This window comes from Exiguobacterium sp. UBA6309, from assembly GCF_002439205.1.
Classification (GTDB): Bacteria; Bacillota; Bacilli; order Exiguobacteriales; family Exiguobacteriaceae; genus Exiguobacterium_A.
In genome coordinates, this window is the sequence record NZ_DJTL01000005.1 from 45,074 (window position 1) to 71,465 (window position 26,392).

A 26,392-nucleotide genomic window follows, 5' to 3' on the forward strand; every position below is an offset into this window, starting at 1 on the left:
ACTTTTTTTGTTTTTTCTTATAGAATAAAATTGTAAAAGTTTAATTTTTTTATTGTAAATACATTATTTTTCTAAGGGGAAGAACAGTATGGAATTAGATGTCTTTTTAATAGGTTCACTAGCAAATGAAGCCAGGTTCAAAGAACATAATCGAAATTTTTCTGTAATCAGAAATGTAAATGATTTTACTAATTTACAATTTTTTCTTGAGGTATTAAATGAGGATGATATACCTAGTGATTATCAAAAAATATTTAAAAATAAATTTGTTGCTGGGTATGATGACATATTAAAAAATGAAGAATGGGAAACATTGATGAAGGATACACCTTTATATGATAAGGAAATTGCATTTCGTGAGTTTGCTGCTGATAAGTTATTTATTTTTAAACCTTACATAGAAGAAAATAAATATGGTGATAAACAAATAAAGATTTCTAAAAAAAGTAATTTAAGAATTATAAAAAGACCAGAAGGTATATCTGATAATAGTGTAGGAAGCCTTGTTACGATTCCAATTTACAATGATTATAATCGATATTCGTTTGAAAAGAGATTATTAGAGTCGAAGTCTATTGGAAACTATGACTATTTAGAGAAAATTACTACTTCATGTTTAGTATCAGGTGATTATCTTTACGGAGAATTCAATGATTTTGAAAAGCTAAATGATGGATGGCATGTTTCACCTAACGATGTGATAAAAAAAGTTGCAATAGATTTTGAATTTTACAAGGATTACAGCATCATAGAAGATCACGCTATTTATATGGACTTTGAATTTTTCCGAGAAATAATTTTAGAAGAAGGTCTTTTGAAGAATGGTGAAATTGTTCGATTAGATAAAACAATTAAATTAAAAGAAATTAGTGAAGAAACGTATGAAGAATTTGAAGAAAGTGAATTTATATTTCAATTACTCGAAAATCTAAAGCAAAAAAAACTTGTTTTTGAAGAAAAACAGGTAATAAATTTTCATACTGCATTAAAGACAAGAAGATTAGTAATTTTGGGGGGAGCATCAGGTACTGGGAAGTCCCAGTTAGTCCTTAACTATGCAGAATCTTTAGGTTTAACTAATAAAGATAATAATCAATTTAAAATGGTACCAGTAAAACCTAATTGGAAAGATGATTCTGATTTAATCGGTTACTTAGATACTATTAATAATATATATAGGCCTTCAGAAACAGGATTAATAGATATTTTGATTGAGGCAAAGGATAATAAAGATAAAATTTTTATGGTTTGTTTTGATGAAATGAATTTAGCTAAGGTAGAGCATTATTTCTCGCAATTCCTTAGCGTATTAGAGTTGTACGGAAATGAGCGGAAATTGTCTCTATATAGTAAAAAATTAGTGGGAAGAGTAATTAATGGAGAACAGTATCCTCATGAGATAACAATCCATTCTAATGTTCTGTTTGTAGGTACAATTAATGTAGATGAAACTACACAAACATTATCTGATAAAGTGCTAGATCGGAGTAATTTTATTGAATTCAATACTCCTACTAATCATATAAATAATTGGGCTAATAGTATTAAACAAAATATTGATACGAAATCTATCAAGGATAATAGATTTGAAAAAACGGTTGTGGATTTATATCATTTTGATAATTGGTCGAATAACAATAAAGAAATAGCTCTTAATATACTTGAAATTGAAACCTTAAATCAAATCAATAACACATTAACTAAAACAGATTTTTCAAAAGGGATTGGTTTTAGGGTTTTAGATCATATTAATTCATATATGCTAAACTTACCGAATAGTAGTTTAAGTAGGGAAGAAGCATTTGATTTGCAAATTTCTCAAAAGATTATTCCGAAAATAAGAGGTACAGCTGAAGAATTAGAAGGGATTTTATTAGATGATAAGAATGGATTGCTTAATATATTTGATGAAAATAACAGTTTTAAAGTAACGGTTTCAAATATAAAAAATAAGATTAGGGAGCTAAGTTTGTATGGTTATACATACTGACTCTCTTTCATTTAAGGTATCATTTATTACCTATCATTCTAGTACTCCTAACAAAATAGTAAAAGAAAATTTCGTTAAAAAATATTCGGATGATCCAAAAATGAATTTTATAGAAGATCTAAATATTAATGAATACGATAATTTGGTAGTACGCTTTTCTTCAAATAAAACAGAGAATGCAAAGCTATATATGAGTTGTTTTGAATTTTTAAATGATGAAAATCGAAGTATGGAAACTGATGAAAATGGATTTGAGTATATTATTCCAAATAATGAAGCAGTTATTCATAGACATTTTCATAATGATGTAGGAGTTCCATTGATTCCTGGTGTGTACAAAATAAAGGCTGTAGTTGATGGGATTAATTATTATAGTCAAATTCTCGTGAAACCAAAAAACTTAGATGTTGAAGAACATCAGAAAATGATTCATGAAATTGAAACACATGCTAATGGTCTTGCGCGAGATTGGATTAGAAAAAAAAATACTCCTGACTTTTTTAGAGGCATAGATGGGATGGACCCTACGTACATTGATTATGCGTTTTTATTAGTAAATCATAATTCAGTTATTAGAAATGCCATAAAAGTAATTTCTAAAAATCCATATTCTATTTTAGAAAAAAATTACAAATTAAGTTCGATAAATAAAGGAGAAAAAATTGATCTTACATCAATAAAAATGAATCAAATGAAAAATAATTCTTCTTTATTTAGTTTAAGGTCGTACTCGGACACCCAAGTCTATTCGTACTTTTACAAGGACTCTTATTTCAATAACGTTAATATGTACCTAAAAAAAGTAGTTTCTAAACTAATTGAAATTTTAAAGAAATCAAATCAGGATATTCATATTTTAAAAAGTCATTTATTGTCAGAAATAGTGATTTTAAAGAGATATAGCAAATCATCCAATCAAGGTGATAGATCTAAAATTATGCATAAAGAAAAACAACTAATAAAATTAGAAGAATTAGAACACTCTTCAAAGCAACTCGAAAAAAACTTAAGTGGTTTTTCAAATAATTCATTCTTAGGAAAAATTCAAAAAAGTAATAAGAAAATCGTTTCACAACAATTTATTAAAAGTCCTGGTTATAATACATTCCATAAACTATATAATATAATTGGTAATAACTTGAACGATAGCATTAAAGATTTATTTGAGTATAGTTGGAAGTCTTCAGAAGAACTATATGAGTATTGGTGCTTCATTAAGATTATAGAATGCTTAATAGAATTGAATTTTAAACCAATAAATGGGTGGATTTATAGTAGCTCAAATAACAATAATTCTATAAACATTCCCGCTATTCCGGATAATACATCAATAGAATTTATTAAAAACGAAGTTAAATTAGTATTCATTTTTAATTCTTCAATAGGAACTACTCCTGAAAAAGCGAAAAAAGAAAATTCGCCGTATTGGACTAGATCCAATAGAAATAAACCGGACTTTAGAATAGACATTTATACTCAAGGGGAGTTTAAAAAAACAATTGTTCTTGATTCAAAGTACAGTCCTTCAAAAAATATATGGAATAAGAACTCTTATCAAGATAATAAAGTTGTTAATCAACTAAAAATGTATGCGAATATGATAATTAAAGTTGATACAAAAAATACACATGTTGTAGATGAAGTAATTGCACTATGTCCTACAGAAATAAGTAAAGATAAGTACATTGAAGTTGATCAAAATCATCTAGTCACTATAGCTACATTGAAACCAGGAACTAAAAATAATGAATTTATAAATCGATTGAACTACCTGTTAAACTGATAGAACATTCATTTAGTAAAGAGGTTATTTTAGAAGATGAATAGAACTTTTATAAGAGCACTATTGATTTAAAGTCTGAATCAAAGAGGTGTTTCGAATGAAGAAGGGATATGGAGGTAAAGAAATCACGGTTTATTTTGATTCCGAAGTCTGCATTCACTCTGGTCATTGTGTACAAAGTCTACCAACTGTCTTTGATGTCAAACGACGTCCGTGGATTGAAGAGGACGGGGCACCGGTGGAAGACGTCATGCGGGTCGTCGACGGTTGTCCGAGCGGCGCCTTATCTTACGAACGGAGAGAAACAAATGGAGCTTAAACGAGCAGAACGTAAAATCGAAGCCCATCAGGAAGGTGAAGTGATTGGAGAAATCACTTACAGCGATACGAACAACGGCATGTGGATCATCGATCACACGTATGTTGATCCCGCGCACCGGAACCAACAGATTGGGGAACAACTTGTTACCGAGATCGTCAACTGGGCACGGGAAGCAAACGTCAAGCTACTGCCGTTATGTCCGTTTGCGAAAAAAGAGTTCGAACATCAATCGGATTATCAGGACGTACAAGCAAATACGTGATCATAAAAATCTCCTCCGGTCTCTCAAGACTAGAGGAGATTTTTTCGAGTCATTGTTTGTGATCTCTGACTTTCATTTTGCGAGAAACAACCATCGCACCGAAATAGGCGATGATGTACAACACGACCAGTCCTTGTTTTAGCATATAAGGTAGATCCATTTGATTCACAAGTAGAAAACTAGCGCACGATAAAATTAAAAAGGGTATTAGCCACTTGTTCGGCACATCAGCACCTCCTTCACTATCTATGTATTTCCATTTTAAGGATAACATAAAATATTTACCGAAATATGTTAAAGATGAATAACTTGCTTACAGATAAATCCGTAGAAACGCCATCGTGACGACACCGGTGATGACCGTCCAAGAAAGACTTTTACTGAAAATCGCGACTGCCATCGTCGGTAGGGCGGCGAAGACATGAAGCGTCGAAATCGTCGGGAACGCGTTGTCTTGCGCGATAAGTAAATTTTGAAAGAAGAGGGCGCCAAGCAGGCAGACGGGAATGAACGAGAGCCATTCCGTTACAAGGCGCGGTAACGTCAGTCCATGAAGGACGAGAAACGGTAAGATACGTGGAATCCAAGTGACGAGTCCACAAGCTAAAAAGAGACCGATTAATTCTGGGCGGATTTCCATCGTGTGATCACGACTCCTATACTAGCGCCACCGAGTGTCGCGCAAAGAACGGCGACTTCCGCAGAAAAGTAGCGCATGGTGATGTAAAGCAAAAGTAAGACGATCAATAAGAGGCAACTATTCACGGCAATGCGGGTACGTTCTCCTTCAAATTGTAAGTACAATAAACCGATGAACATCGCCGTCAGAGCAAAGTCGAGACCGAAGCGCTCGGGATCAGGAAACCAGCTACCGACAAGTGCACCGAGAACGGTTGCGATAATCCAGCTAAGATACGCGGTCAGATTTAAGCCATGCATGAAGGACGGTGAGATCTTCCCTTTTTGCGCAGTATTCATTGCGACAGCGAACGATTCATCCGTCAGTAACGTCCCGGTACCGAGTCGATCACGAAGGTGGCGTGTCTCGACGTGCGGAGCGAGCGTCAGACTCATTAACAAGTGCCTGAGATTGACGATGAATGTCGTCAGAATGATGGCAGAGGCAGGACTATTTAATAGCAAGAGACTCGTGATGATGAATTGAGCGGCGCCGGCATAGATGAAGACGGACATGAATCCGACTTCAATAGGGGATAAGCCGGAGGCACGACCGACGATTCCGGCTGAGAAGCCGATGCCGATATAGCCAAGGACGGTGGGTAGACAGGCGCGGACACCTGCTTGAAAGGCTGATGACATTTGATTCCTCCTCTTTTTTAAGAGCATAGCATTCGTGCGGTATATCGTCACCAACTGGTCAATATTTTCATCATTTTTTTCGACATACTCGACTTGATTTGGTGGTAAAGAGTAAGTGGTACGGCAAAATCAGTTAGGTAAAGGAGCGTTTTTCATGCACAAATTAATGAAAGATTCAAACCGGTTCGTTTCAGACATGGTCGACGGGCTCGTACTTGCTCACCCTGATTTGTATAAAAAAGTCGAAGGTGTTAACGTCGTTGCGCGGAAAGTACCACTGGACGGAAAAGTCGGTCTTGTCTCTGGTGGGGGAAGCGGTCACGAACCGGCACACGCTGGATTCGTCGGGGACGGTATGCTTGCTGCGGCTGTTTGTGGGGAAGTGTTCACTTCACCGACACCCGACATGGTGCTTGAAGGTATCAAGGCAGCTCATGGGGGAAAAGGTGTCCTACTCGTCGTCAAGAACTATTCAGGTGACGTCATGAACTTCGATATGGCGAAGGAACTTGCTGAACTCGAGGATATCGAAGTCGATACGGTCGTCGTCAATGATGACATCGCGATCAAAAAGGAAGAGGATCGTCGTGGGGTCGCGGGAACTGTCTTCGTCCATAAGATTGCCGGTGCTGCAGCGGCAGAAGGAAAATCACTAAGTGAAGTCAAAGCAGTTGCGGAAAAAGTCATCAAGGGCGTTCGTTCGATCGGAATGGCACTCTCACCATGTTACATGCCGGAGAGCGGCAAGCCAGGCTTTGAGTTGCATGATGACGAGATGGAGATCGGAATCGGGATCCACGGTGAAAAAGGACTTGAACGAAAAGCAGTCGCTTCCGTTGATGCGATCGTCAAAGAGTTGCTCGATCGTTTGACGAAAGAAGTACCAGACAAAAAAGTCGCTGTCATGGTGAATGGGATGGGCGGAACACCAGAATCTGAACTGTACATCACGTATAAATATGTCGCGGAAGAACTTGAGGCGAATGGTTACGAGATTGCCCGCTCATTCGTTGGAAACTATATGACATCGCTTGAGATGCACGGGTTCTCAATCACGCTCTTACCAGTGGATGATGAACTGCTCGGATATCTCGATGCAGAATCGAAAGCGATTGGATTCTAATTCAAATAAACGGGGTGTAAAAACATGAAGTTGACGACGGAACAGTTGCAAAGCGCGCTCCTCAAAGCAGCGGAACAGATCGAACAGCATAAGGATGAATTGACGGACCTTGACCGGGAAATTGGTGATGGAGATCATGGGATTAACATGTCGCGTGGCTTCCAAGCAGTCCAGAAGACGCTAGAAGAACACGGCGAATATGAGGATTTAGGAGCTTTATCCAAAGAAGTCGGGATGACGCTGATCAAAACGATTGGTGGGGCATCCGGTCCTTTATACGGGACAGCATTCGTTAAGTTCGCCGGTGCATTCAAAGGGAAAACAGAAGTCGAAGGTGCAGAGCTTGCAGACGCTTTCCGCGAAGCGACGGAAGGGATCAAGTCGCGCGGAAAGTCAGAATTCGGTCAAAAGACGATGGTCGATATCTGGACACCGTTCCAAGAAGCGCTCTCGCAAGAAGGGGACTTGAAAGCGGCAATCGATCAAGCACTTGCTGATACAAAAGCGCGTATCGCAACGAAAGGGCGCGCGTCCTACTTCGGTGAAGCGACGGAAGGCGTCCAGGACCCAGGTAGTTTATCGAGTGCTTTGCTACTCGGCGAAATCGCGGAGGTGCTTCATGGTTAATCTTGTACTCGTTTCTCATAGTGAAAAACTCGCGGCTGGGCTGAAAGAACTGTTGGCAGAGATGGCACCGGATACGCCAGTCTTAGTAGCAGCCGGTCTTGAAGATGGTAGCATTGGAACAGACGCGACACGAATCGAAGAAACACTGAATACACTAGACGACGATGGAGTCGTCTTAACGGATATCGGTTCTGCGACGATGAACACGGAATTAGCACTTGAATTATACAGTGGCGAACGGACGGTACGTTTTATCGACGCACCACTCGTCGAAGGTGCTTTTCTAGCAGCTGTTTTAAGTGGACAGTCGAAATCCGTCGATGAGATTGAAGACGGATTAAAAAATGAGTTTGGCAAATAAGTAATAAATCCCCCATCGCGAATAGGCGAGGGGGATTTATTTCAATTACTTCTATTCATATTAAAACTTAGTAGAGACTCTCATGAATCAAAACGACCGGAGCCACTCTTCTAACCACTCTCTAGGTAAGCAAACTGTAGCTAAATCAAGTGTTTGTAATGCATCCAAAGAATACGTGTTATAAAGATAGAGATCCCATTGTGCATCGATATCGTTTGCTACTTCAGTCGCTTGTTCACTTAATGGATAAGTTCCACGTCCGTCAGTTGCAAGATGATAATAATCATTATGGTAGACATTGATCATATACCGGTAACACCAATCTGCCAGCTGCCAGTTCTTCATGCGTGATGTTGCCATCAAGCGCGAACTGAATGTATTCTTTTAGCTGTTGATCAGAATAAATGGTATTCATGAGGCACTTCACGCTATATTTTCTATAAGATATCAAAAACCCGGTCCCTCTGTAAAAGGGATCGGGTTATTAATTAACTTATTTCGATGGTTTAAAGACCATTGTCGCTTCCACTGCTTTTTGCCATCCAGCATAGCGTTGTTCACGATCGTCTTCTTTCATCTCTGGTTTAAACTGATGATCGAGCTTCCATTGTTGTTTGATTTCCGCTTTATCTTTCCAGTAACCGACGGCTAATCCAGCAAGATATGCTGCACCGAGTGCAGTCGTTTCGTTGATTTCTGGACGATCGACAGGAACGCCGAGGATGTCCGATTGGAACTGCATCAAGAAGTTATTGGCTACAGCACCACCGTCGACACGAAGTGTTTTCAGTTCGATTCCAGAATCTTGTTCCATCGCTGTCAACACGTCGCGTGTTTGATAAGCGAGTGATTCAAGCGTTGCCCGAACGAAGTGCTCTTTATCTGTTCCGCGTGTTAATCCGAAGATCGCCCCACGAACATCTGAATCCCAATACGGTGCACCAAGACCGACAAAAGCAGGAACGACGTAAACACCATCTGTTGAATCGACTTTCGTTGCATAGCCTTCTGAATCTTTCGCGTGTTTCAACATACGGAGTCCATCACGGAGCCACTGGATCGCAGAACCGGCGACGAAGATAGAACCCTCAAGCGCATATTCGACTTTTCCATCAACGCCCCAAGCAATTGTCGTCAGGAGTCCGTGGTCAGAAGAAACGGCTTTCTCACCCGTATTCATGAGCATGAAACAACCTGTTCCGTATGTGTTCTTTCCTTCACCCGCTTCGAAGCATGTTTGACCGAAGAGTGCAGCTTGTTGGTCACCAGCGATCCCAGCGATTGGCACTTCGTAACCGAAGAAGTGATACGGTACTGTTTTATCGTAGACTTCACTCGATTGACGAACTTCTGGCAACATTGATGCAGGAACACCGAGGATATCGAGCAACTCTTCATCCCATTTTTGCTCATAGATGTTGTACATCAATGTTCGTGAAGCGTTCGTGTAATCCGTGATATGCGTTTTTCCACCAGACAGTTTCCAAACGAGCCACGTATCGATCGTACCGAAGAGTAATTCACCGTTCTCTGCTTGCTCACGTGCGCCTTCGACATTGTCGAGAATCCATTTGACTTTCGTACCAGAGAAGTAGGCATCAATCAAAAGTCCTGTTTTATCACGGAACTTCTGATTCAAACCTTGTTCTTTTAAGTCGTCACAGATACCAGACGTTTGACGTGATTGCCAAACGAGCGCGTGATAAACCGGTTTGCCTGTTTCTTTGTTCCAGACCACTGTCGTTTCACGTTGGTTCGTGATTCCGATTCCGGCGATTTGCTCAGGTTTGATATCTGCTGTTCCGAGTGCTTCAGCCATGACAGCAAGAATCGAACCCCAGATTTCGTTTGCATCGTGCTCGACCCAGCCTGGTTGCGGGAAGTATTGCTTGAATTCCCGTTGTGCCGAGTTGACGATTTTCCCGTCGTGATCGAAGATGATCGCACGTGAGCTTGTCGTACCTTGGTCGAGTGCTAGGATATACTTGTTTTCCATTTCGAAATCCCCCTTGAGCGGTATGTGTTTGTGAAACGTGATCTTAGTAGATCAATTGATAGATGAACACGGCAAGCGCTCCGCCGATGATTGGACCAACAACTGGAATCCATGAGTAGCCCCAGTCAGATGACCCTTTATTCGGAATCGGTAAGATAGCATGTGCGATACGCGGTCCAAGGTCACGGGCCGGGTTGATGGCATATCCTGTTGTACCACCAAGTGATAGACCGATGACGACGACGAGTAAACCGACGATAAGTGGTTTTAAGCCGTCACCGAATGTCGTTAAACCGAGCGCCAAGATACCGAAGACGAGAACGAATGTCCCGATGATTTCAGAAATCAAGTTCGACGGCGTATGGCGAATCGCTGGACCTGTTGCGAACACACCGAGTTTTGCAGCTTGATCATCAGTCGCTTCAAAATGTTTCATGTAATGAAGCCAAACGAGAATGGCGCCGATGAAAGCTCCGACAAGTTGTCCGGCAATATAGACAGGAACGTCTGCCCACGGTAAATCAGAGTTTAAAGCAAGTGCAATTGTTAAAGCAGGGTTCAAGTGCGCTCCACTCTCAGCAGCGACGAATGCTCCTGTCATGACGGCAAGACCCCAAGCGAACGTGATGACAATCCATCCGCTGTTTTCGGACTTCGTCTTTCTCAAGACGACACCGGCGACGACACCATCCCCGAGCAGAATGAGGATCATCGTACCGATCATTTCTAGTACAAAGTTATTCATGCAAAAACCCTCCCTTTGGATTAAAGCAAATAATGGTCTTTCTACTTTAAATTACTCCGATTTGATAACGTTTTCAATACATATAATTGAAATATAGGAATGGAAATTTTTTATTTTAATGTTTAAAGATACGAAAAATTGGATAGTAAAACACCTCGTCTTGCCTGCAAGCAAGCAAAAGAGGTGTTAACGACGACGCTTTTTTCTTTTTTTAGGTCGAAACCAACTACTGGAATAATCTAGTAGGATATGAATTGTACTCGCCACCATGATACCAATGACAAAAGCGGGTAGGGAAGCGAACCAGGAATCGATGGTCTCTGACGCGATGACTTGAAAATACAAGCTGAGAAATAATAAGGGAATCACAAGTGCAGCACTATAAAGGAGTCGAATGACATCCCCAATGATCAATCCGTGTGACCAGATCGAGCGGTGGGGCATGATCTTCACATAAGGCATCCACAGGACTCGAAATGGTCCAAAGCGATAATACGGTTCTGACTTTAAATCGAGGTCAGGTGACAACCAAAGCGTACCGACAGCGATACCGATGGCAGTCGGTAACCAATCGGTTTGTTGCGTTGCGACCGAATACGCAACGTAACCCGTCAGTGCGACGGTATTGACGGTATCATGTACATTTCCTGAAGGCATGAAAAAAGACCAGTCGTAACTGGTCCCTCCGTCAATGAATCGTCCGATACACGCCGATTACCTTACCAAGAATGGAGACATTATCGAAATACATCGGATCCATCGAGTCATTTTCTGGTTGTAGACGTACCTGTTGATCTTCTAAGAAGAACCGTTTCACCGTCGCTTCGCTATCTTCGGTCATAGCTACGACGATTTCTCCGTTTTCTGCTGTGTTTTGTTGGCGTACGATGACACGATCGCCGTCAAGAATACCTGCGTTAATCATTGATTCCCCATCGATCGTCAACATGAAGACCGTTTCGTTTCCTACATAATGTGCAGGAAGCGGGAATTGTTCTTCGATGTTTTCAATCGCTGTAATCGGAAGACCAGCTGTGACTTTCCCGATGACGGGAACATGAACGATGGCTTCCGTGATTTCTTCAGGCTTATCAAGCAATATCTCAATCGCACGTGGTTTCGTCGGGTCACGGCGAATCATTCCCCGTTTCTCGAGTCGATCCAAATGACCGTGTACCGTCGAGCTAGACGCGAGTCCGACTGCTTCTCCGATTTCACGAACTGATGGTGGATACCCCTTCAGTTTCACTTCAGAGACGATGTAGTCGAGAATCTCTTGTTGGCGCTTAGACATTTTCCGCATACGAATTGCCACCTCTTTCTGGATTGAATTTTGAAATGTAAGAATATATGTTTCTAAATTCACTATAACATAGAACAAATGAGCGTACAAACAATTGTTCGACATTTTGTGTTGACCGAACACGGGTTCTGTGTTTATTATGAGTTATGCGAACAATTGTTCCGCGAACGTTTATTCTAACTCATTCATTTCATATTTGGAGGGATTCATGATGATTCATACGATTCGTACTCATGCTTTTTCTATTCTCTTCTATGCATTAAGTATTGCCTTCGTGATCTTTTTACTCACACCACGCCCAGATGAAAAAGTAGCGCAATTGATGACGGCTTCCGTTACGGTCGATGAGAACGCTACAGTCGAACAAATTGCTGAAGTCTACAATGACGGTTCGATGTCAGATGAGGAATACGTCAACTGGTTGATCAAAAATAATGATGTTGAGACAAAACATGTCATCTCAAAAAGCAAAATCGTTGTACCAATCGCACAACAATGACAAAATGGAAAAGTTGTGAAAGAACGAACAGGGATGTGAGGTACGATGAAGGTCGTGATTTATTGTCGAGTATCGACCGAAAAAGAAGCACAAGATAGTTCGATTGAACGCCAACGGATGGAGCTTTCGAAGGTTGCTTCTCAAAAGGGATTTGATGTCGTGGACATCGTCTCTGAAAAAGAGAGTGGATATGATGTTGATCGGGAAGGGATGCTAACAGTTCTTGATTATGTGACACGCGATACGGTAGATGCGGTCCTGGTGACAGATGATACACGGATTGGTCGAGGGAATGCAAAAATCGCTATTTTGCATACATTCAAAAAACATGGGGTCCGCTTGATGACGCTTGATTCAGATGGAGAATATCAACTTGCGGATGCAGAAGCGATGGTCCTTGAGATCGTCTCACTCGTGGAAGAATACCAACGTAAACTGCATAATGCAAAAATCGCCCGTGGCATGCGGCGAGCAGTTGAACAAGGTTTTCGCCCGGAACGAAATCTCAATCGTCAAGGAGAGAACGCAGGACGTAGTCGAAAAGACGTACCGATCGAAGAAATTGTACGTCTTCGAGAACTCGGATTGACGTTTTCTGATATCGCCATCACCTTGCGGGGGATGGGGCATGATATTTCAAAAGCAACGGTCAATCGTCGATATCTTGAATACCGCGAACTGACACCTAGCCCGGAATGAGAAGCAAGTAACCCGTCGACTGACGCGGTTAACTTGCTTTTTTTTATAAGCTCTTTTACAGTAAGAATACAATTGAACAACTCAAGTTTGAGTCATAAAGAAAGAGGGATTCCATGTTATCACAAGAACAATTAGATCGAATCAATTCATTAGCGAATAAATCAAAAGTTGAGCCGTTATCGGAAGCGGAAACGGCAGAGCAAAAAGAATTACGTGCAGCGTATCTCGCAGCATTCCGTGGATCGTTCAAAAACCAACTCATGGGCATGAAAATCGTCGATGAAGAGGGAACGGACGTAACACCTGAGAAATTGAAACAAGCACAAGAAGAAGAACGGAATAAACAATAATCGTTCGTTTCTTTTATAGAAAAAAGAGGTCTCGCGTCAAGCGGACCTCTTTTTTGTTTAGAGCGAGTATCTTTTTTGTTTAGAGCGAGTATCTTTTTTGTTTAGAGCGAGTATCTTTTTTGTTTAGAGTGAGTAGGTGAGGAAACATTGTACGATAGCAATACATCTTAATAGCGATCTTTCATGGATTCATGCATCCTGTATGAGTCGATAGAACGGCTATAGATAGCGCATTCATTTTAATGTGACATACTATTTAGAAAAGTTGTATCACATTTAAGAGTATGCTAAAATGAGTAGGAATTTGTGAAAAAGAGAGAGGATGATTGTTTTGACGAACATGACGACAGTAGAACAATTAGCAATTAATACGATTCGTACCTTATCGATTGATGCCGTACAAAAGGCGAACTCGGGTCACCCAGGTATGCCAATGGGAGCAGCGCCGATGGCATTCTCGCTTTGGGCGGATCATATGAACCACAACCCTAAAAATCCAGAATGGTTCAACCGCGACCGTTTTGTACTTTCAGCCGGACACGGTTCGATGCTTCTCTACTCACTCCTCCACCTATCGGGATACGATCTATCGATGGATGATCTTAAATCATTCCGTCAATGGGGATCAAAAACACCAGGTCACCCGGAATACCGTCACACGGCTGGTGTAGATGCGACAACGGGTCCACTTGGTCAAGGGATCGCGATGGCAGTTGGTATGGCGATGGCAGAACGTCATCTTGAAGCAAAATACAACCGTGACGATCTCAACGTCGTCGATCACTTCACATACGGAATTTGTGGAGATGGAGACTTAATGGAAGGTGTCTCAGCTGAAGCGGCTTCACTCGCAGGTCACCTTGGTCTTGGTAAATTGGTCGTATTGTACGATTCAAACGATATTTCACTTGATGGCGATCTCGATAAATCATTCTCTGAAAACGTCCAGAAACGCTTCGAAGCGTACAACTGGCAAGTCATTCGCGTAGAAGACGGAACGGATATCGATTCGATTTCGAAAGCAATCGCGGCGGCACAAGCAGAGACGACAAAACCGACATTGATTGAAGTCAAAACAGTCATCGGTTTCGGTTCACCGAACAAATCAGGGAAGTCGGCTTCTCACGGTGCACCACTTGGTGAAGCAGAAATCAAGTTGACGAAAGCAAGCTACATTTGGGATCACGAAGAGTTCTACGTTCCTGAAGAAGTCAAATCATTGTTTGACGAGCGGGTCGTCCAACGTGGTGCTTCTGCAGAAGACGCATGGAACGAGACGATGAAACAATACGAAGCAGCGCACCCAGAATTGCATGCTGAACTCGTTCGCGCAATCGCAAACGAATTGCCAAGCAACTGGGAAGCAGACCTTCCGACGTACGACTTGTCATCGAAAAAAGCGACACGTCAAACGAGTGGTGAAGTCTTGAATGTTCTCGCGAAGAACATTCCGACATTGTTCGGTGGTTCAGCTGACCTTGCAGGATCAAACAACACGATGCTCAAAGGCGAAGCAGACTTCGATATCGACCCAAGCGGTCGTAATATCTGGTTCGGTGTACGTGAATTCGCAATGGCAGCAGCTGTCAACGGTATGGCACTTCACGGCGGCGTCATCCCTTACGGTGCAACATTCTTCGTCTTCTCGGATTACCTCCGTCCAGCTGTTCGTTTAGCAGCATTAATGGGACTTCCATCAATCTTCGTCTTGACGCACGACTCGATCGCTGTCGGTGAAGATGGTCCAACACACGAGCCAGTCGAACACTTGATGAGCTTCCGTGCAATGCCGAACGTCACGATCTACCGTCCAGCAGACGGAAAAGAGACGATCGCAGCATGGAAAACAGCAGTTCAAGCAAAAGATAAACCGACACTCCTCGTCTTGACACGTCAAGGTCTTCCTGAACTTGAAGGTACGACGACAGAAGGTGCTGAAAAAGGTGGTTATGTCATCGCTGGTGACGTTACGAAAGCTGATACACTCTTGCTCGGTACTGGTTCAGAAGTTCACCTTCTTGTCGAAGCACAAAAAGAACTTGGTGAATCAGCAGCTGTCGTTTCACTTCCATCATGGGAAGTATTCGAAGCACAATCAGCAGAGTATAAAGAATCGGTTCTTCCAAAACACATCACGAAACGTGTAGCAATCGAAGCAGGGGCTTCACTCGGTTGGTACAAATATGTAGGAACAGAAGGACAGGTCATCGGAATCGATCGTTTCGGCGCATCTGCTCCTGGAGACTTCCTCTTGAAAGAATACGGCATGTCTGTTGAGAACGTTTTAGCGACTGTCAAGCAACTCGGATAATCATTTCCGGAAAAACGGGTCCGATCTTACGTCGGACTCGTTTTTCATCTATTATCATCTATGCAAACAATTGGAATTATAGTATAGTAAAAAGCGACGTTTTAAGTTAGAGGAGGAAGCAACTTGGCTACATGGATTTGGATTTTAATTGCCCTTCTTTGCTTGGTAGCAGGTGTCGCCCTTGGTTTCTATATCGCTCGTCGATACATGATGAACTACTTGGAGCAAAACCCACCAATCAACGAAGATATGATTAAGACATTGATGATGCAAATGGGTCAAAAGCCATCACAAAAGAAAGTCAACCAAGTGATGCGTTCAATGAGTGGTTCAATGAAATCACCTAAAAAATAAGCTGTACGAAAGGGGACTAAATGGTCTCCTTTTTATTTGCTATTTTTTAGAAAGAGAACTAATCTAAAATGTGAGACTATTTCAAATAATCATAGGATTTAAAAAAGGGGGGAGACTTGAATGGGAGTCTTCAGGAAACTCGGTTGGTTTTTCCGACGAGAATGGAAAGCGTATAGTCTTGGGGTCATCTGTTTGATTTTTGTGGCAGGGTTAGAACTTATTCCACCGAAGGTCATCGGAACGACAGTCAATGGTCTGAGTGAAGGAAGCTTGACGAAGAATGATTTGATTCGTCTAGCTAGTACATTGTTACTCATCGGGGTCGCGACGTATTTCATTCGTTATTTTTGGCGTTTTCACATTTTCGGTGCATCGATTCGCCTCGGGCGATTGTTACGCAGTCAACTGTATGGTCATTTTTCAGATTTGGATCAATCGTTCTATAAGAAATATCGCAGTGGAGATTTGATGGCACATGCGACGAACGACGTACAAGCTGTTTCGATGACAGCGGGGGCCGGCATTCTAACGCTCGTCGACTCGGTGACGATGGGGAGCTTTGTCATCATCACGATGGTCACGACGATCAGCTGGAAATTAACGCTCGTGTCACTTTTGCCAATGCCACTGATGGTCTATTTGACGTCACGCTACGGTAAGATGTTACATTCCCGTTTTCATGACGCGCAAGAAGCGTTCTCTGATTTGAACGATAAGGTCGCGGAGAGCATCAGTGGTATCCGTGTCTTAAAAGCAACAGGGGAAGTCGAATCCGACGTGCAGACGTTTACCGATCTGTCTGATGACGTCGTTCAAAAGAATCGTCGTGTGGCGAAAATTGATGCACTGTTTGATCCGACGATTTTTGGATTAGTCGGTCTATCGTATATCATCGCGGTCGGCTATGGCGCCTACTTGTTACGACAAGGCGAAATCCGGATTGGTGATATCGTTTCCTTCACTACATATCTTGGTTTATTGACGTGGCCAATGCTCGCCTTCGGTTGGTTGTTCAACATCGTTGAACGGGGTCGTGCTTCCTATGACCGGATCGAACGGATGCTTGCGATCGAACCAGAAATTAAAGATGCGAAGGAAGCAGCAACGAGTGTCTCATCATCAGAACTTCATGTCGGGATTAAACGATTCATCTATGACACGCAACCGGTCCTTCAAGAGATCGATGTGACGTTGAAGCCCGGTAAATCGCTCGGAATCGTCGGGAAGACGGGTGCCGGGAAATCGACATTCGTTCGTTTGTTATCGCGTGAATATGACGTTAAACAAGGCGCCATCACGATTGGTGGACGAGACATCAAACAATTGACGCGTGACACCGTCCGTCGTCAAGTAGCGATCGTTCCACAGGATCATTTCTTATTCTCCGCGTCGATTGCCGATAATATCGCCTTTGCAAAACCGGATGCATCAATGGAAGACATCATGGAAGCGGCACGTATTGCAGCAGTCCATGAGGATATTCTTGGATTTAAGGAAGGGTACGCGACTATGGTCGGGGAGCGTGGGGTGACGTTATCTGGCGGTCAAAAACAACGGATCTCGATTGCCCGAGCATTATTAGCGGATTGTCCGATTTTAGTACTCGATGATGCCTTGTCTGCGGTCGATGCGAAAACCGAAGAAGCGATCATCCACCACTTCCGTACGGCGGATCACGATCAAGCGCAAATCATCGTTGCCCACCGATTATCGGCTGTGTCGCATACCGATGAGATCATCGTCCTTGAAGACGGTCGGATCATCGAGCGAGGAACACATGAGCAATTACTCGCTCATGACGGTTGGTATAAAGAGACGTACGATCGCCAGCAACTAGAATCACTCGTTGAACAAGGAGGGCGTTCTGAATGAATCATGATATCAATGAAAAAGCCGTCCTGAAACGATTGCTTGATTTCGTCAAACCGTTCAAAAAGCAAGTCAGCATCGCTTTCATCCTGCTGTTCATTACGACAGCGGCAAAACTCGGGGGACCGTATCTCGTCAAGATTTTTATCGATGAATATGTCGCACCGGGTACGTATCCGGTAAAGGAAGTTGCACTTTTGTTTACGGCGTACTTGTTATTGCATACAACAGGGATCATCGTCGATTACTTGCAAGCATTTGAGTTCCAAAAGATTGCCTTACAAGTCATTCAACGCTTGCGTATCGATGTATTCCGACACGTCATGCACTTACGACTCGCTTATTTTGATCGAACGCCTGCTGGGGTACTCGTCTCCCGGATCACGAACGATACGGAAGCGATTAAAGAACTTTACATCGGTGTCTTATCGACATTCGTGCAAAGCGGTGTCCAGTTGATTGGGACATATATCTTCCTCTATCTGTTAGAACCGCGACTCGCGACGATTGCGTTATTGTTGTTACCACTGTTTTATTTCATCATTTGGATTTACCGGAAGTATTCGACGAAGTATTACGCGGAAGTCCGCGATTTACTGTCGAAAATCAATGCCCAACTGAATGAATCGATCAACGGGATGGCGATCATTCAACAATTCCGCCAAGAAAAACGCTTGATGGCAGAGTTCGAGGAGACGAACGTCGCCCACCAGAATGGACGTTATAAGAACTTGAAGCTCGATAGTTGGTTACTGCGACCCATCATCGAATTGTTACTCGCCATTTCAATTGCGACACTCGTGACGTATTTCGGTGTCTTATCGTTCTCACAAACGGTCCAAGTCGGTGTCGTCTATGCCTTCATCAGCTACATGGAGCGAATTTTCCAACCGGTTCAGCAAATCATGCAACGGTTGTCCGAGTTCCAGCAAGCTGTCGTCTCAGCAGACCGTGTATTCAAGGTCCTCGATACGGATGAGCCAGAACCAACGAAACAACTTGAAGGGGATGCACGAGTGTCGGAAGGACATATCGTCTTTGAAGACGTGCGCTTTAGTTATGACGGAGAGAAGGATGTCTTGAAAGGAATTTCATTCGAGGCGAAAAAAGGACAGACGATTGCGCTCGTTGGTCATACGGGAAGTGGAAAAAGTTCAATCATCAATATCTTGATGCGTTTTTACGCGTACCAATCGGGTCGGATCTTGATCGATGGTCAACCGCTCGAGCAGTTATCAGAAGAAGAACTACGACAGCATGTCGGACTCGTCCTGCAGGATTCATTCTTGTTCACGGGAACGGTCGCGGATAACATTCGATTATTCGATAGTTCGATTTCCTTTGATCGTGTCGAAGCGGCTGCTAAATTCGTACAAGCCGACGGATTCATCAATCAACTCGATCAGCAATATGACAGTCCCGTTGCGGAACGGGGGGCGACGTTCTCCGCTGGGGAACGTCAGTTGATTTCCTTCGCACGCACAATGGCACGGGATCCGAAAATCCTGATTCTCGATGAAGCGACAAGTTCGATTGATACGGAAACGGAAGAAAAAGTCCAAGTGGCGCTCGAACGGATGCGCGAGGGTCGGACGACGATTGCCATTGCCCACCGATTATCAACGATTCAAGATGCTGATTTGATTCTTGTATTGCATCAAGGGGAAGTGATCGAGCAAGGTAACCATCAAGAATTGATCGCGCAAGATGGACTGTATAAGAAGATGTATCAACTGCAATCTGGTCATGTAACGGTCTCTTAAAAAAATAGCTATAAAAAAAGCCTGCCAGGCGATCTCGCCCGGCAGGTTGTTTATTTTGATTAGTAGACTGTAACTGTGACGTTTTGGCGACCCCAGTTGAGTGCTTCTTGTTGTGAACCAACGAGAAGATCAAGACGGTTACCTTGGATTGCGCCACCACGGTCGAGTACGATTGCTTCACCAATGCCTTCGATGTGCATACGTGTACCGATTGGATATTGCGAAGAAGCTGCTACGATACGCATACCATTGTACGTGATCGTATTTGTAACGTCATAACCGCTTGCTGTCAACGCACGACCATTGTAGAGTTGGCTACCATTGTTAGATGGGTCGTTCGTGTAAGCACTGACGTTCATCGTCACTTTTGTACCTGATTTTGCAGGTGTTGATTGTTTTGTTGCAGTTGCTGGTTGAGCTGCTGCTTTTGGTGCTGGCTTCGCAGCCGGTTGAGCCGCTGGCTTCGCAGCTGGTTGAGCTGCTGATGCTTTCGCTACGCTACCGAGTGTTGTATATGCACTGTGTACATAGCGTGTTTTACCGTCGATTGTTGTTTTGATCCATGCACCGACTTTACCTTCTACGTTGACTTTTTCACCTTTGTAGAGGTTACCGACATCTTTCGAGCTTGTCGTTGGTTGTGTACGGACATTTAATACTGCCGTAGTAACTGTAGCTTTTTTAAAGTCGAATGAGCCTGCTGCAGACGTATACGCGCCATGGACATAACGTTTTTGACCGTTAATGTGTGTTTGGATCCATGCGCCAGAACGTCCTTCGACATTTAATGTTTGACCTTTATATACATTGCCTACGTCTGCTGATGCAGTTGTAGGTGCTGTGCGTACGTTGAGTACTGGTGTATTTACTGTTACCGTTTCTGAGGCAGCCTCTGTCTCTTGGGCAAATCCTACTGATAGAGCTGTTGCTGCAAGACCGGCAGCGAAAACTGCTTTTTTCATTATTGATGTCCTCCTGACATATGCTGTGTTTACTGTTCCTACTTTACACGGCAAATCTGACTTGTGCGTTTACAGGTCAATGTCATTCGAGTTACAAACTGAGCTTGTATGACAAGAAGATTGCAAAAGAACAGTTTTTGTCATCGGTAGGACATACTAATTATGAAAAATAGACATTTATAGGTCTTTTGACTTACTTTTGATGAAATATTCGAACAATTTAAACGGAAAAAGACTTAAATATAGAAACTATGTCATCCTTTTATCGTCTAGTGATGAAGAAGTGAAATAGGTGATATGCAGATCAATACTTGACGATCGTCGTCACACCAAACGCTGTCAGAAAGGAACGATGGTACAATTCCTGCATCCAATCGTTAGCGGAAAGCTGAAACGTGCCGTGAATCGTTTGGTACGTTCGTTGTTGAATATTGATGTCAATCGGCTCTACTAGTGGAGCGGACGGTAGATGGTCATGCATGCTGTCATTTTGATTTTCAATGTAGAGTAATTCGAGGACATCTCCTTCTTCCATATAACGCTCTAAGTAAATCATGAACTCCCATTGATCAGCATCATCAATCGTATAAAGGTAAGACATCGTGAATCGTCCTTGCTTCAATGAGACATATTCAAGCGGTTCGACTTCATCTACGTATAATCGAGGAAGATCGTCGGGTACATAAAAGGGACGGGAACTAGCTAAGAACATAAGAGCAGACATAAAGCACCTCCATCAGAAATAAGAAGTCATAAAAAAGTCAGCATTCGCACTCGAATGCTGACTGGATCGTGCATTAGGATAAGAGCGGTTCGTTTGAACCGTGAATGGTATAGTTTTGGACCGTCCGTGAATATTCTAAAAGTAGGACGTCGAGTTCATGGCTAAGTTGCAAAACACGCGGGGAGGTGATGCTGGACTGGTCAGCTTGATGATATAATTCGCTACGTTTGGCTTCAATGGCTAACGTCAATAGTTGTTGTGTCGTCATAGCGGTCTCCCTTACATTGGTGTCGTATCCATATTCTAGCAAGTCCATTTACTAGGTGCAACGAGATTTCAGTAAAATTGACGAAATGTAATTTTTTTGTAATTTTGGCGGACACGAATCTTTTGCAACTTTCTATGAGATAATAGGTGCTAAATGCAGAGGAGTTTGGCAAAATAGAGAAGGAACTTCTTCTATAGTAGTAAAGAAAGGGGATGCTCATATGGAGCTCTCATTGTGGTTAGCGTTCGGAGCCGGTTTGTTATCATTCGTCTCTCCGTGTACGTTGCCGCTGTATCCTGTATTTCTCTCCTATATTACAGGAGTGTCGGTCACGGATTTGAAGGAACGAGGGGTACGGGAAAGGCGATCCCTGTTTCACACGTTAGCTTTCCTCGTTGGATTTGCGATGGTCTTCGCTGTGCTCGGACTCTCGACATCCTTGTTCGCAGATGTCTTTATCACATATCGGGATACGTTACGGATGGTCGGGGCACTCGTCATCTTCGTGTTCGGTGTCGTTCTCGTCGGGTTATGGCAACCGACATTCTTGATGCGTGAAAAGAAACTGAATCTTGGGGAACGAAAAGGGGGATACGTCGGAACGGTACTCGTCGGAATCGGTTTTGCGGCTGGTTGGACACCGTGTACAGGTCCGATTCTCGCAGGAGTCATCGGATTAGCTGCGACCAATCCGAGCCAAGGTATGTTCTACATGCTCGCGTACGTCCTTGGGTTCTCGATTCCTTTCTTATTAATGGCATTTTTCGTAGGTCGTTCGCGTCTGTTCGTGCAGTATAGTCTGAAATTAACGAAATTCGGTGGAGCTTTGATGATGGTCTTCGGTGTCATGCTGTATTTTGACGGTCTCAGTAAATTCGCGGCATGGATGAGTGACATCGTCGGATTCACAGGATTTTAATCAAGGAAGTGATCGGATGATTTGGATATCAACTGGGGTAGCGCTCGTCATGGGTTTGCTGATCAGCTTTATTCGCGTGAAGGCATCAGCAAAACCGACGAACGCTAAAAAAATCTTGATCCCACCGTTTGCGATGTCAACGGGAATGCTACAGTTTTTATACCCAGCTTCCCGTCTGACATGGACGGAGGTAGCAGAAGCGTTGCTCATTGGAGCCATCTTCAGTATCTTTTTGATCAAGACATCCAATTTTTATGAAGCGGAAGGGCAGATTTATCTGCAACGTTCGAAAGCGTTTTTCATCGTCTTATTCGGCATCTTATTCATTCGGACGATTGCGAAATTCTTTATCGGAGGGCAAATCGACATCTTCGAGACGGGTGGGATCTTTTATCTCGTCGCCTTCGGTATGATTGCCCCGTGGCGCTTCGCGATGTATCTCAAATTCAAAAAGGTGAAATCGGGCACCGTGTCTGTAGCACATTTACCCCAATAAAAAACCGCTGAAGGTGACTTCGGCGGTTTTTTCGTGCATCCTTCAATTTTGGAAGTATAATGCGTAGTCTCGCCAGTCGATGGCGTGCTCCGTCAAAGCTTTTTTCAAGAATTTATGATCGCGTTTCGGCGTCGCAGAAATATACCCTTTGACGACCAGTTCAGATGTCATCTCTGTCGCCTGTTCCTCGAGTGCGAACTGTCCGATCCGCCCGGCAATCTTGCGGCGTGCGACATCACGAAATGCCGATGGGACCGGCATGACGAGAGCGTTCAATAACTCCATCGTCTCATCCGTCCAAAGGTGTCGTGTCTTGTCGATGTACTCATCTTCCCAGTCCATCATCGATTTACCGTCTTCTTTCGGCAACTTCTTGAGGAACTTCCGGAACATGAAAAACCCGCCGATTGCCATGAGTGTAATCATGATAAAGCCCCAGAGCAGAATCCCGTTCATGAACCATTCCATGCGCGACTCATCCCCCTTTCACATCAAATATAGATTAGCATAAATCAGGTGGACGTGCTATGATGAATGACGGAGAAAGTGAGGCGAAAAAATGCTGCAACCATATGTACAATTGGACGAGACCGGACAGCCCCGTAAAGGTGTCTTACCTGAAACAGCGGACGGTCGGATCGTTGAATTCTATTATGATACAAAGGGTGAGGAGATTACAGTCATCTTCGTCACCGTTCCGGCAGAAGATGCGAGCCGGAAGCGTGCGTTTACGGTCGGGAAAACGTTCAAGACGGTCTCGACACTCGAAGACTTCACATTACTTCACTATGAATGGGCAAATGACCAGATTTTTGCGACACTCGAGATGTTCGCGGATGGGTCGAAACGTCAAATCGACGCTTCGAGATTGCTCGACTATTAAAAAAGAAGGAGATGCGGATTGCCGCGTCTCCTTCTTTTGATATTTAAGAAATATGAAGTCGGATGACCTCGTCATGAAGGTCAACCTGTCCACCGATCGGGAACGTAAACAAAGGACTCGTATGTCCAAAATCGACATTCGCAAGGACCGGAATCTGTTTTAGTGATGGGTAAAGTGAAATCAAGTAGCGCAGATGTTCTTCCGTCATCTTCGTCGCGAGTTGGAACCGTCCGAAGACGAGCCCACGAATTGTCTCCGCGCCTGGTTGCGCCATCAAAGAGGCGAAATCACGGGCGAACGTCGCTGGGTGGACTTCGTAATCGTCTTCAAGGAACAAGATGGTATCCCGCAAATCAGGGAAGTGCGACGTGCCTTGAAGGAGGTTCAAGGTGCAAAGATTTCCACCGATCAGACGACCGCTCGCTTGTCCCGGAGATAAGAGTATCGGTCCTTTGTTCGGTAACGTGATGACATGTCCGCGATCCGAATCCCGCCAATGAATCGACGGCTTGATTGTAACCGGGTCCGTTGCGAATAAGACTTGTTTGAAATAATCAATCGTATAGGCGTCACGATCACGGAAAGCCCGTAACATTGGTCCAGAGTATGTCACTAAACCTGTATTCGTCAAAATGGCGTGACTGAGCGCCGTGATATCAGAGAAGCCACAAAGAATCTTCGGATGCGTCCGAATCAGTTCATAATCGAGTAAATCGACGAGTTCATTCGTACTGAACCCACCGCGAACGCAAAGGATCGCATCGACGTTCGGATCAGCGAACGCGGCGTGGAGATCTGCAACGCGTAACTCGGGATCACTGGAGCCGAACGGATTGACAGCACGCGCATGTTGACTGATTGAGACGCGTAATCCGAATGATTCGAGTGTCTCGATTGCACCGTCAATGATCTTCAGCTCGACTGTCGAGAGGCTCGAAGCGGGGGCGACTAAACGGACATGAGAACCATCTGTCAGCTTCTTCGGCGTTAAGGTCGGAAGATGAGCGGAAATGATTTCCAATCGGTTACCGAATGGGTCCGTTGTAAAGAAACGACGGCGCGGAGCAAGTCGTGTATCATGCTCAACGGGATAACCGGCGTCTTGCAAGCGATCACTCAATTCTTCAAATGTAGCGACGGTCAATCCGGGATGCGCTTTTTTGGCAGGAGAGAATGGCTCCTCGATGCCGAGGTGAAGCGCTGTACCGTGGTCTTTGAACCAAACACCACCACTTTTTTGAACACCAGCAGGTTTATCGACTTCCTTCATATGTAAAAGCCCGGCATAAAATGCACGGGCGCGATCTTCTTCATTTTTCGGCATAGCGAGTTGGACATGATCTAACATGAAGACACTTCCTTTACGAATGAGATTTAAGCAACGAACTGGGTGATCCGTTTCAGTTCACGCTCAACGAGATTCAAGTAGAAGACACCTTCGATCCGACGATCAAGAGATTGAGCGATTTCATATAAGTTCGTCCGGAGCGCTGCGAGATACGACGCTTCCTCACCAAGGGATTGTCGATGGGCAAATGCATAGTGAGCGAGTAGGAACTGGAGATATCCACGATCGGTTAAGAATGGAATCAATTGTTTTTTCTCTTCCATCAACCAGGTATAGTTTGTGTCGTAATACATCTTCGCATATAAATGATAGGGCTCATCGCCACCGGTAAAGAGTGTTTCGCCACGTTTGACTTCTTCAATCAAGCGTTCGCTCCAATCAAAACGTTCTTTTTTGCGACTAAGGAATAATGGCAGGATGTATGGATGAGCCTGATCTGGCATCCGTGAACAACCGCGTTCATGTCGCAGTGCCGCATAAAGAAGTAAGGCGCGATCTTCGAATCCACGTTCGATTGCATACGTCATCCGGCTGAAGGCTTCACAGGATGGGCAATCACTGAGTTCGTCGCTTGGTGCGTCGACCCATTCCGATAAATAGTGATCGGCTTGCTCCTCGTCACCGAGCTTGCTGTAAACCATGAAGCTAATATAGTCGCGTGTGCGCGCGAATCCATGCGCGTCACAAAAATCGATGAATCGGTCAAGATCTTCTTCGAGAAGCGATACCGTCACGTCTTCTTGTTCTGCCATATAGATCAAGTAGGACTTATAGTTCCAGTACAAATCAAGTTCTTGTTTTGGAGTCAGTGTCATCTCGTCTTTTCGGATCCATTCCATCAAGAGCGTGAAGGACACGAGAAATGATCGGAAGTGTCCTAGATCAAATTGATTTTGTGAAAACGTCCATAAGGAGAGGAAGAGGAGTGAATCATCAGCTGTTTCCTCAAAGATGGCCCATAAGGCCTCACCGCGTGTAACGGAGGGTTCTTCTTCCTTTAAGCGAAGATATAAAAGATGGAGTTCTTCTTGAGGGTTCATCTGTACCCCTCCTTTCTTATATAAGTATACCACGAGCGTTTTGAGAAATCGCAATTGAGCGAGGACGCAATAAAA

The 26,392-nt window shown here is 43.4% G+C and carries 30 protein-coding genes; 17 read left to right on the forward strand and 13 right to left on the reverse strand.

Annotation, left to right across the window (positions count from 1 at the left end):
• Window positions 1-88 precede the first annotated feature (88 nt).
• The 4 genes from B3M90_RS00335 to B3M90_RS00350 all read left to right on the forward strand — a co-directional run bounded on the left by B3M90_RS00335 (window position 89) and on the right by B3M90_RS00350 (window position 4,357).
• Window positions 89-1,990 (forward strand): McrB family protein, encoded by a 1,902-nt coding sequence (locus tag B3M90_RS00335; protein ID WP_290782047.1) that lies wholly within the window; start codon window positions 89-91, stop codon window positions 1,988-1,990.
• The gene (locus tag B3M90_RS00340) at window positions 1,974-3,773 is read left to right on the forward strand and encodes a nuclease domain-containing protein (RefSeq protein ID WP_290782051.1); all 1,800 of its coding nucleotides are present in this window, start codon (window positions 1,974-1,976) and stop codon (window positions 3,771-3,773) included. Before B3M90_RS00335 ends, B3M90_RS00340 begins: the two co-directional genes overlap by 17 nt.
• Before the next feature lie 97 nt (window positions 3,774-3,870).
• A complete protein-coding gene (locus B3M90_RS00345; RefSeq protein ID WP_290782053.1) occupies window positions 3,871-4,092 on the forward strand; it encodes a (4Fe-4S)-binding protein in 222 nt (73 codons plus the stop codon).
• Window positions 4,082-4,357: a GNAT family N-acetyltransferase gene (locus B3M90_RS00350; protein ID WP_290782055.1), complete on the forward strand. Its 276-nt coding sequence runs from the start codon at window positions 4,082-4,084 to the stop codon at window positions 4,355-4,357. The genes B3M90_RS00345 and B3M90_RS00350 overlap by 11 nt, the downstream gene beginning before the upstream one ends.
• A gap of 313 nt (window positions 4,358-4,670) precedes the next feature.
• Here B3M90_RS00350 and B3M90_RS00355 read toward each other — a convergent pair whose 3' ends face one another.
• Window positions 4,671-4,997: an AzlD domain-containing protein gene (locus B3M90_RS00355; protein ID WP_035408727.1), complete on the reverse strand. Its 327-nt coding sequence runs from the start codon at window positions 4,995-4,997 to the stop codon at window positions 4,671-4,673.
• Window positions 4,976-5,677: an AzlC family ABC transporter permease gene (locus B3M90_RS00360; RefSeq protein WP_290782057.1), complete on the reverse strand. Its 702-nt coding sequence runs from the start codon at window positions 5,675-5,677 to the stop codon at window positions 4,976-4,978. The genes B3M90_RS00355 and B3M90_RS00360 overlap by 22 nt, the downstream gene beginning before the upstream one ends.
• A gap of 154 nt (window positions 5,678-5,831) precedes the next feature.
• Here B3M90_RS00360 and dhaK point away from each other — a divergent pair, with 154 nt between their 5' ends.
• From dhaK to dhaM, 3 genes are read left to right on the forward strand one after another with little or no spacing between them, the layout of a single operon-like run.
• Window positions 5,832-6,800 (forward strand): dihydroxyacetone kinase subunit DhaK, encoded by a 969-nt coding sequence (gene dhaK, locus B3M90_RS00365; protein WP_290782059.1) that lies wholly within the window; start codon window positions 5,832-5,834, stop codon window positions 6,798-6,800.
• A 24-nt stretch (window positions 6,801-6,824) separates the two neighbouring features.
• Window positions 6,825-7,427: a dihydroxyacetone kinase subunit DhaL gene (dhaL, locus tag B3M90_RS00370; protein ID WP_214855366.1), complete on the forward strand. Its 603-nt coding sequence runs from the start codon at window positions 6,825-6,827 to the stop codon at window positions 7,425-7,427.
• Entirely contained in the window at window positions 7,420-7,788 is a 369-nt protein-coding gene (gene dhaM, locus B3M90_RS00375; protein ID WP_035408716.1) for a dihydroxyacetone kinase phosphoryl donor subunit DhaM, read from the forward strand. Before dhaL ends, dhaM begins: the two co-directional genes overlap by 8 nt.
• 87 nt (window positions 7,789-7,875) lie before the next feature.
• Here dhaM and B3M90_RS00380 read toward each other — a convergent pair whose 3' ends face one another.
• From B3M90_RS00380 to lexA, 5 genes are all read right to left on the reverse strand, one after another.
• Window positions 7,876-8,148, reverse strand: coding sequence for a hypothetical protein (locus B3M90_RS00380; RefSeq protein WP_290755524.1), 273 nt, complete (start codon window positions 8,146-8,148; stop codon window positions 7,876-7,878).
• 133 nt (window positions 8,149-8,281) lie between these two features.
• Window positions 8,282-9,784 (reverse strand): glycerol kinase GlpK, encoded by a 1,503-nt coding sequence (glpK, locus tag B3M90_RS00385; RefSeq protein ID WP_214855371.1) that lies wholly within the window; start codon window positions 9,782-9,784, stop codon window positions 8,282-8,284.
• A 43-nt stretch (window positions 9,785-9,827) separates the two neighbouring features.
• A complete protein-coding gene (locus B3M90_RS00390) occupies window positions 9,828-10,529 on the reverse strand; it encodes an MIP/aquaporin family protein (protein WP_035408708.1) in 702 nt (233 codons plus the stop codon).
• Window positions 10,530-10,715: 186 nt separating this feature from the next.
• Complete coding sequence (locus B3M90_RS00395; protein ID WP_035408706.1) at window positions 10,716-11,186, reverse strand: metal-binding protein; 471 nt, start codon at window positions 11,184-11,186, stop codon at window positions 10,716-10,718.
• Window positions 11,187-11,217: 31 nt separating this feature from the next.
• Window positions 11,218-11,832, reverse strand: coding sequence for a transcriptional repressor LexA (gene lexA, locus B3M90_RS00400; RefSeq protein ID WP_023467770.1), 615 nt, complete (start codon window positions 11,830-11,832; stop codon window positions 11,218-11,220).
• A 211-nt stretch (window positions 11,833-12,043) separates the two neighbouring features.
• Here lexA and yneA point away from each other — a divergent pair, with 211 nt between their 5' ends.
• The 7 genes from yneA (at window position 12,044) to B3M90_RS00435 (ending at window position 19,677) form a co-directional block, all read left to right on the forward strand.
• Window positions 12,044-12,331: a cell division suppressor protein YneA gene (yneA, locus tag B3M90_RS00405; RefSeq protein ID WP_023467771.1), complete on the forward strand. Its 288-nt coding sequence runs from the start codon at window positions 12,044-12,046 to the stop codon at window positions 12,329-12,331.
• A 45-nt stretch (window positions 12,332-12,376) separates the two neighbouring features.
• Window positions 12,377-13,030 (forward strand): YneB family resolvase-like protein, encoded by a 654-nt coding sequence (locus B3M90_RS00410; RefSeq protein WP_035408704.1) that lies wholly within the window; start codon window positions 12,377-12,379, stop codon window positions 13,028-13,030.
• Window positions 13,031-13,143: 113 nt separating this feature from the next.
• The gene (locus tag B3M90_RS00415; protein ID WP_290782061.1) at window positions 13,144-13,380 is read left to right on the forward strand and encodes a DUF896 domain-containing protein; all 237 of its coding nucleotides are present in this window, start codon (window positions 13,144-13,146) and stop codon (window positions 13,378-13,380) included.
• Between the two features lie 340 nt (window positions 13,381-13,720).
• Complete coding sequence (gene tkt / locus B3M90_RS00420; RefSeq protein WP_290782063.1) at window positions 13,721-15,691, forward strand: transketolase; 1,971 nt, start codon at window positions 13,721-13,723, stop codon at window positions 15,689-15,691.
• Window positions 15,692-15,814: 123 nt separating this feature from the next.
• On the forward strand, window positions 15,815-16,045 hold the full coding sequence (locus B3M90_RS00425; protein ID WP_012370001.1) for a YneF family protein: 231 nt from the start codon (window positions 15,815-15,817) through the stop codon (window positions 16,043-16,045).
• Window positions 16,046-16,165: 120 nt separating this feature from the next.
• On the forward strand, window positions 16,166-17,917 hold the full coding sequence (locus B3M90_RS00430) for an ABC transporter transmembrane domain-containing protein (RefSeq protein ID WP_290782066.1): 1,752 nt from the start codon (window positions 16,166-16,168) through the stop codon (window positions 17,915-17,917).
• A complete protein-coding gene (locus tag B3M90_RS00435) occupies window positions 17,914-19,677 on the forward strand; it encodes an ABC transporter ATP-binding protein (RefSeq protein ID WP_290755528.1) in 1,764 nt (587 codons plus the stop codon). Before B3M90_RS00430 ends, B3M90_RS00435 begins: the two co-directional genes overlap by 4 nt.
• A gap of 59 nt (window positions 19,678-19,736) precedes the next feature.
• Here the strand turns inward: B3M90_RS00435 and B3M90_RS00440 are convergent, their stop codons facing one another.
• From B3M90_RS00440 to B3M90_RS00450, 3 genes are all read right to left on the reverse strand, one after another.
• Window positions 19,737-20,639, reverse strand: a complete 903-nt coding sequence (locus B3M90_RS00440; protein WP_290782069.1) for an SH3 domain-containing protein — start codon at window positions 20,637-20,639, stop codon at window positions 19,737-19,739.
• A 304-nt stretch (window positions 20,640-20,943) separates the two neighbouring features.
• On the reverse strand, window positions 20,944-21,363 hold the full coding sequence (locus B3M90_RS00445) for a hypothetical protein (RefSeq protein ID WP_290782071.1): 420 nt from the start codon (window positions 21,361-21,363) through the stop codon (window positions 20,944-20,946).
• Window positions 21,364-21,436: 73 nt separating this feature from the next.
• Window positions 21,437-21,631, reverse strand: a complete 195-nt coding sequence (locus B3M90_RS00450) for an aspartyl-phosphate phosphatase Spo0E family protein (RefSeq protein WP_290755531.1) — start codon at window positions 21,629-21,631, stop codon at window positions 21,437-21,439.
• Between the two features lie 220 nt (window positions 21,632-21,851).
• Here B3M90_RS00450 and B3M90_RS00455 point away from each other — a divergent pair, with 220 nt between their 5' ends.
• Complete coding sequence (locus B3M90_RS00455) at window positions 21,852-22,550, forward strand: cytochrome c biogenesis CcdA family protein (protein WP_035408688.1); 699 nt, start codon at window positions 21,852-21,854, stop codon at window positions 22,548-22,550.
• A gap of 16 nt (window positions 22,551-22,566) precedes the next feature.
• The gene (locus B3M90_RS00460) at window positions 22,567-23,046 is read left to right on the forward strand and encodes a CcdC family protein (protein ID WP_214855384.1); all 480 of its coding nucleotides are present in this window, start codon (window positions 22,567-22,569) and stop codon (window positions 23,044-23,046) included.
• 42 nt (window positions 23,047-23,088) lie between these two features.
• Here B3M90_RS00460 and B3M90_RS00465 read toward each other — a convergent pair whose 3' ends face one another.
• Window positions 23,089-23,514 (reverse strand): DUF2621 family protein, encoded by a 426-nt coding sequence (locus B3M90_RS00465; RefSeq protein ID WP_290782073.1) that lies wholly within the window; start codon window positions 23,512-23,514, stop codon window positions 23,089-23,091.
• A gap of 91 nt (window positions 23,515-23,605) precedes the next feature.
• On the opposite strand from B3M90_RS00465, the gene B3M90_RS00470 reads away from it, so the two are divergent.
• Window positions 23,606-23,929: a hypothetical protein gene (locus B3M90_RS00470; protein ID WP_023467783.1), complete on the forward strand. Its 324-nt coding sequence runs from the start codon at window positions 23,606-23,608 to the stop codon at window positions 23,927-23,929.
• A gap of 43 nt (window positions 23,930-23,972) precedes the next feature.
• Here B3M90_RS00470 and B3M90_RS00475 read toward each other — a convergent pair whose 3' ends face one another.
• On the reverse strand, window positions 23,973-25,277 hold the full coding sequence (locus B3M90_RS00475; RefSeq protein ID WP_214855386.1) for an LD-carboxypeptidase: 1,305 nt from the start codon (window positions 25,275-25,277) through the stop codon (window positions 23,973-23,975).
• A gap of 26 nt (window positions 25,278-25,303) precedes the next feature.
• On the reverse strand, window positions 25,304-26,317 hold the full coding sequence (locus tag B3M90_RS00480; protein ID WP_290782076.1) for a hypothetical protein: 1,014 nt from the start codon (window positions 26,315-26,317) through the stop codon (window positions 25,304-25,306).
• Between the last annotated feature and the right edge of the window lie 75 nt (window positions 26,318-26,392).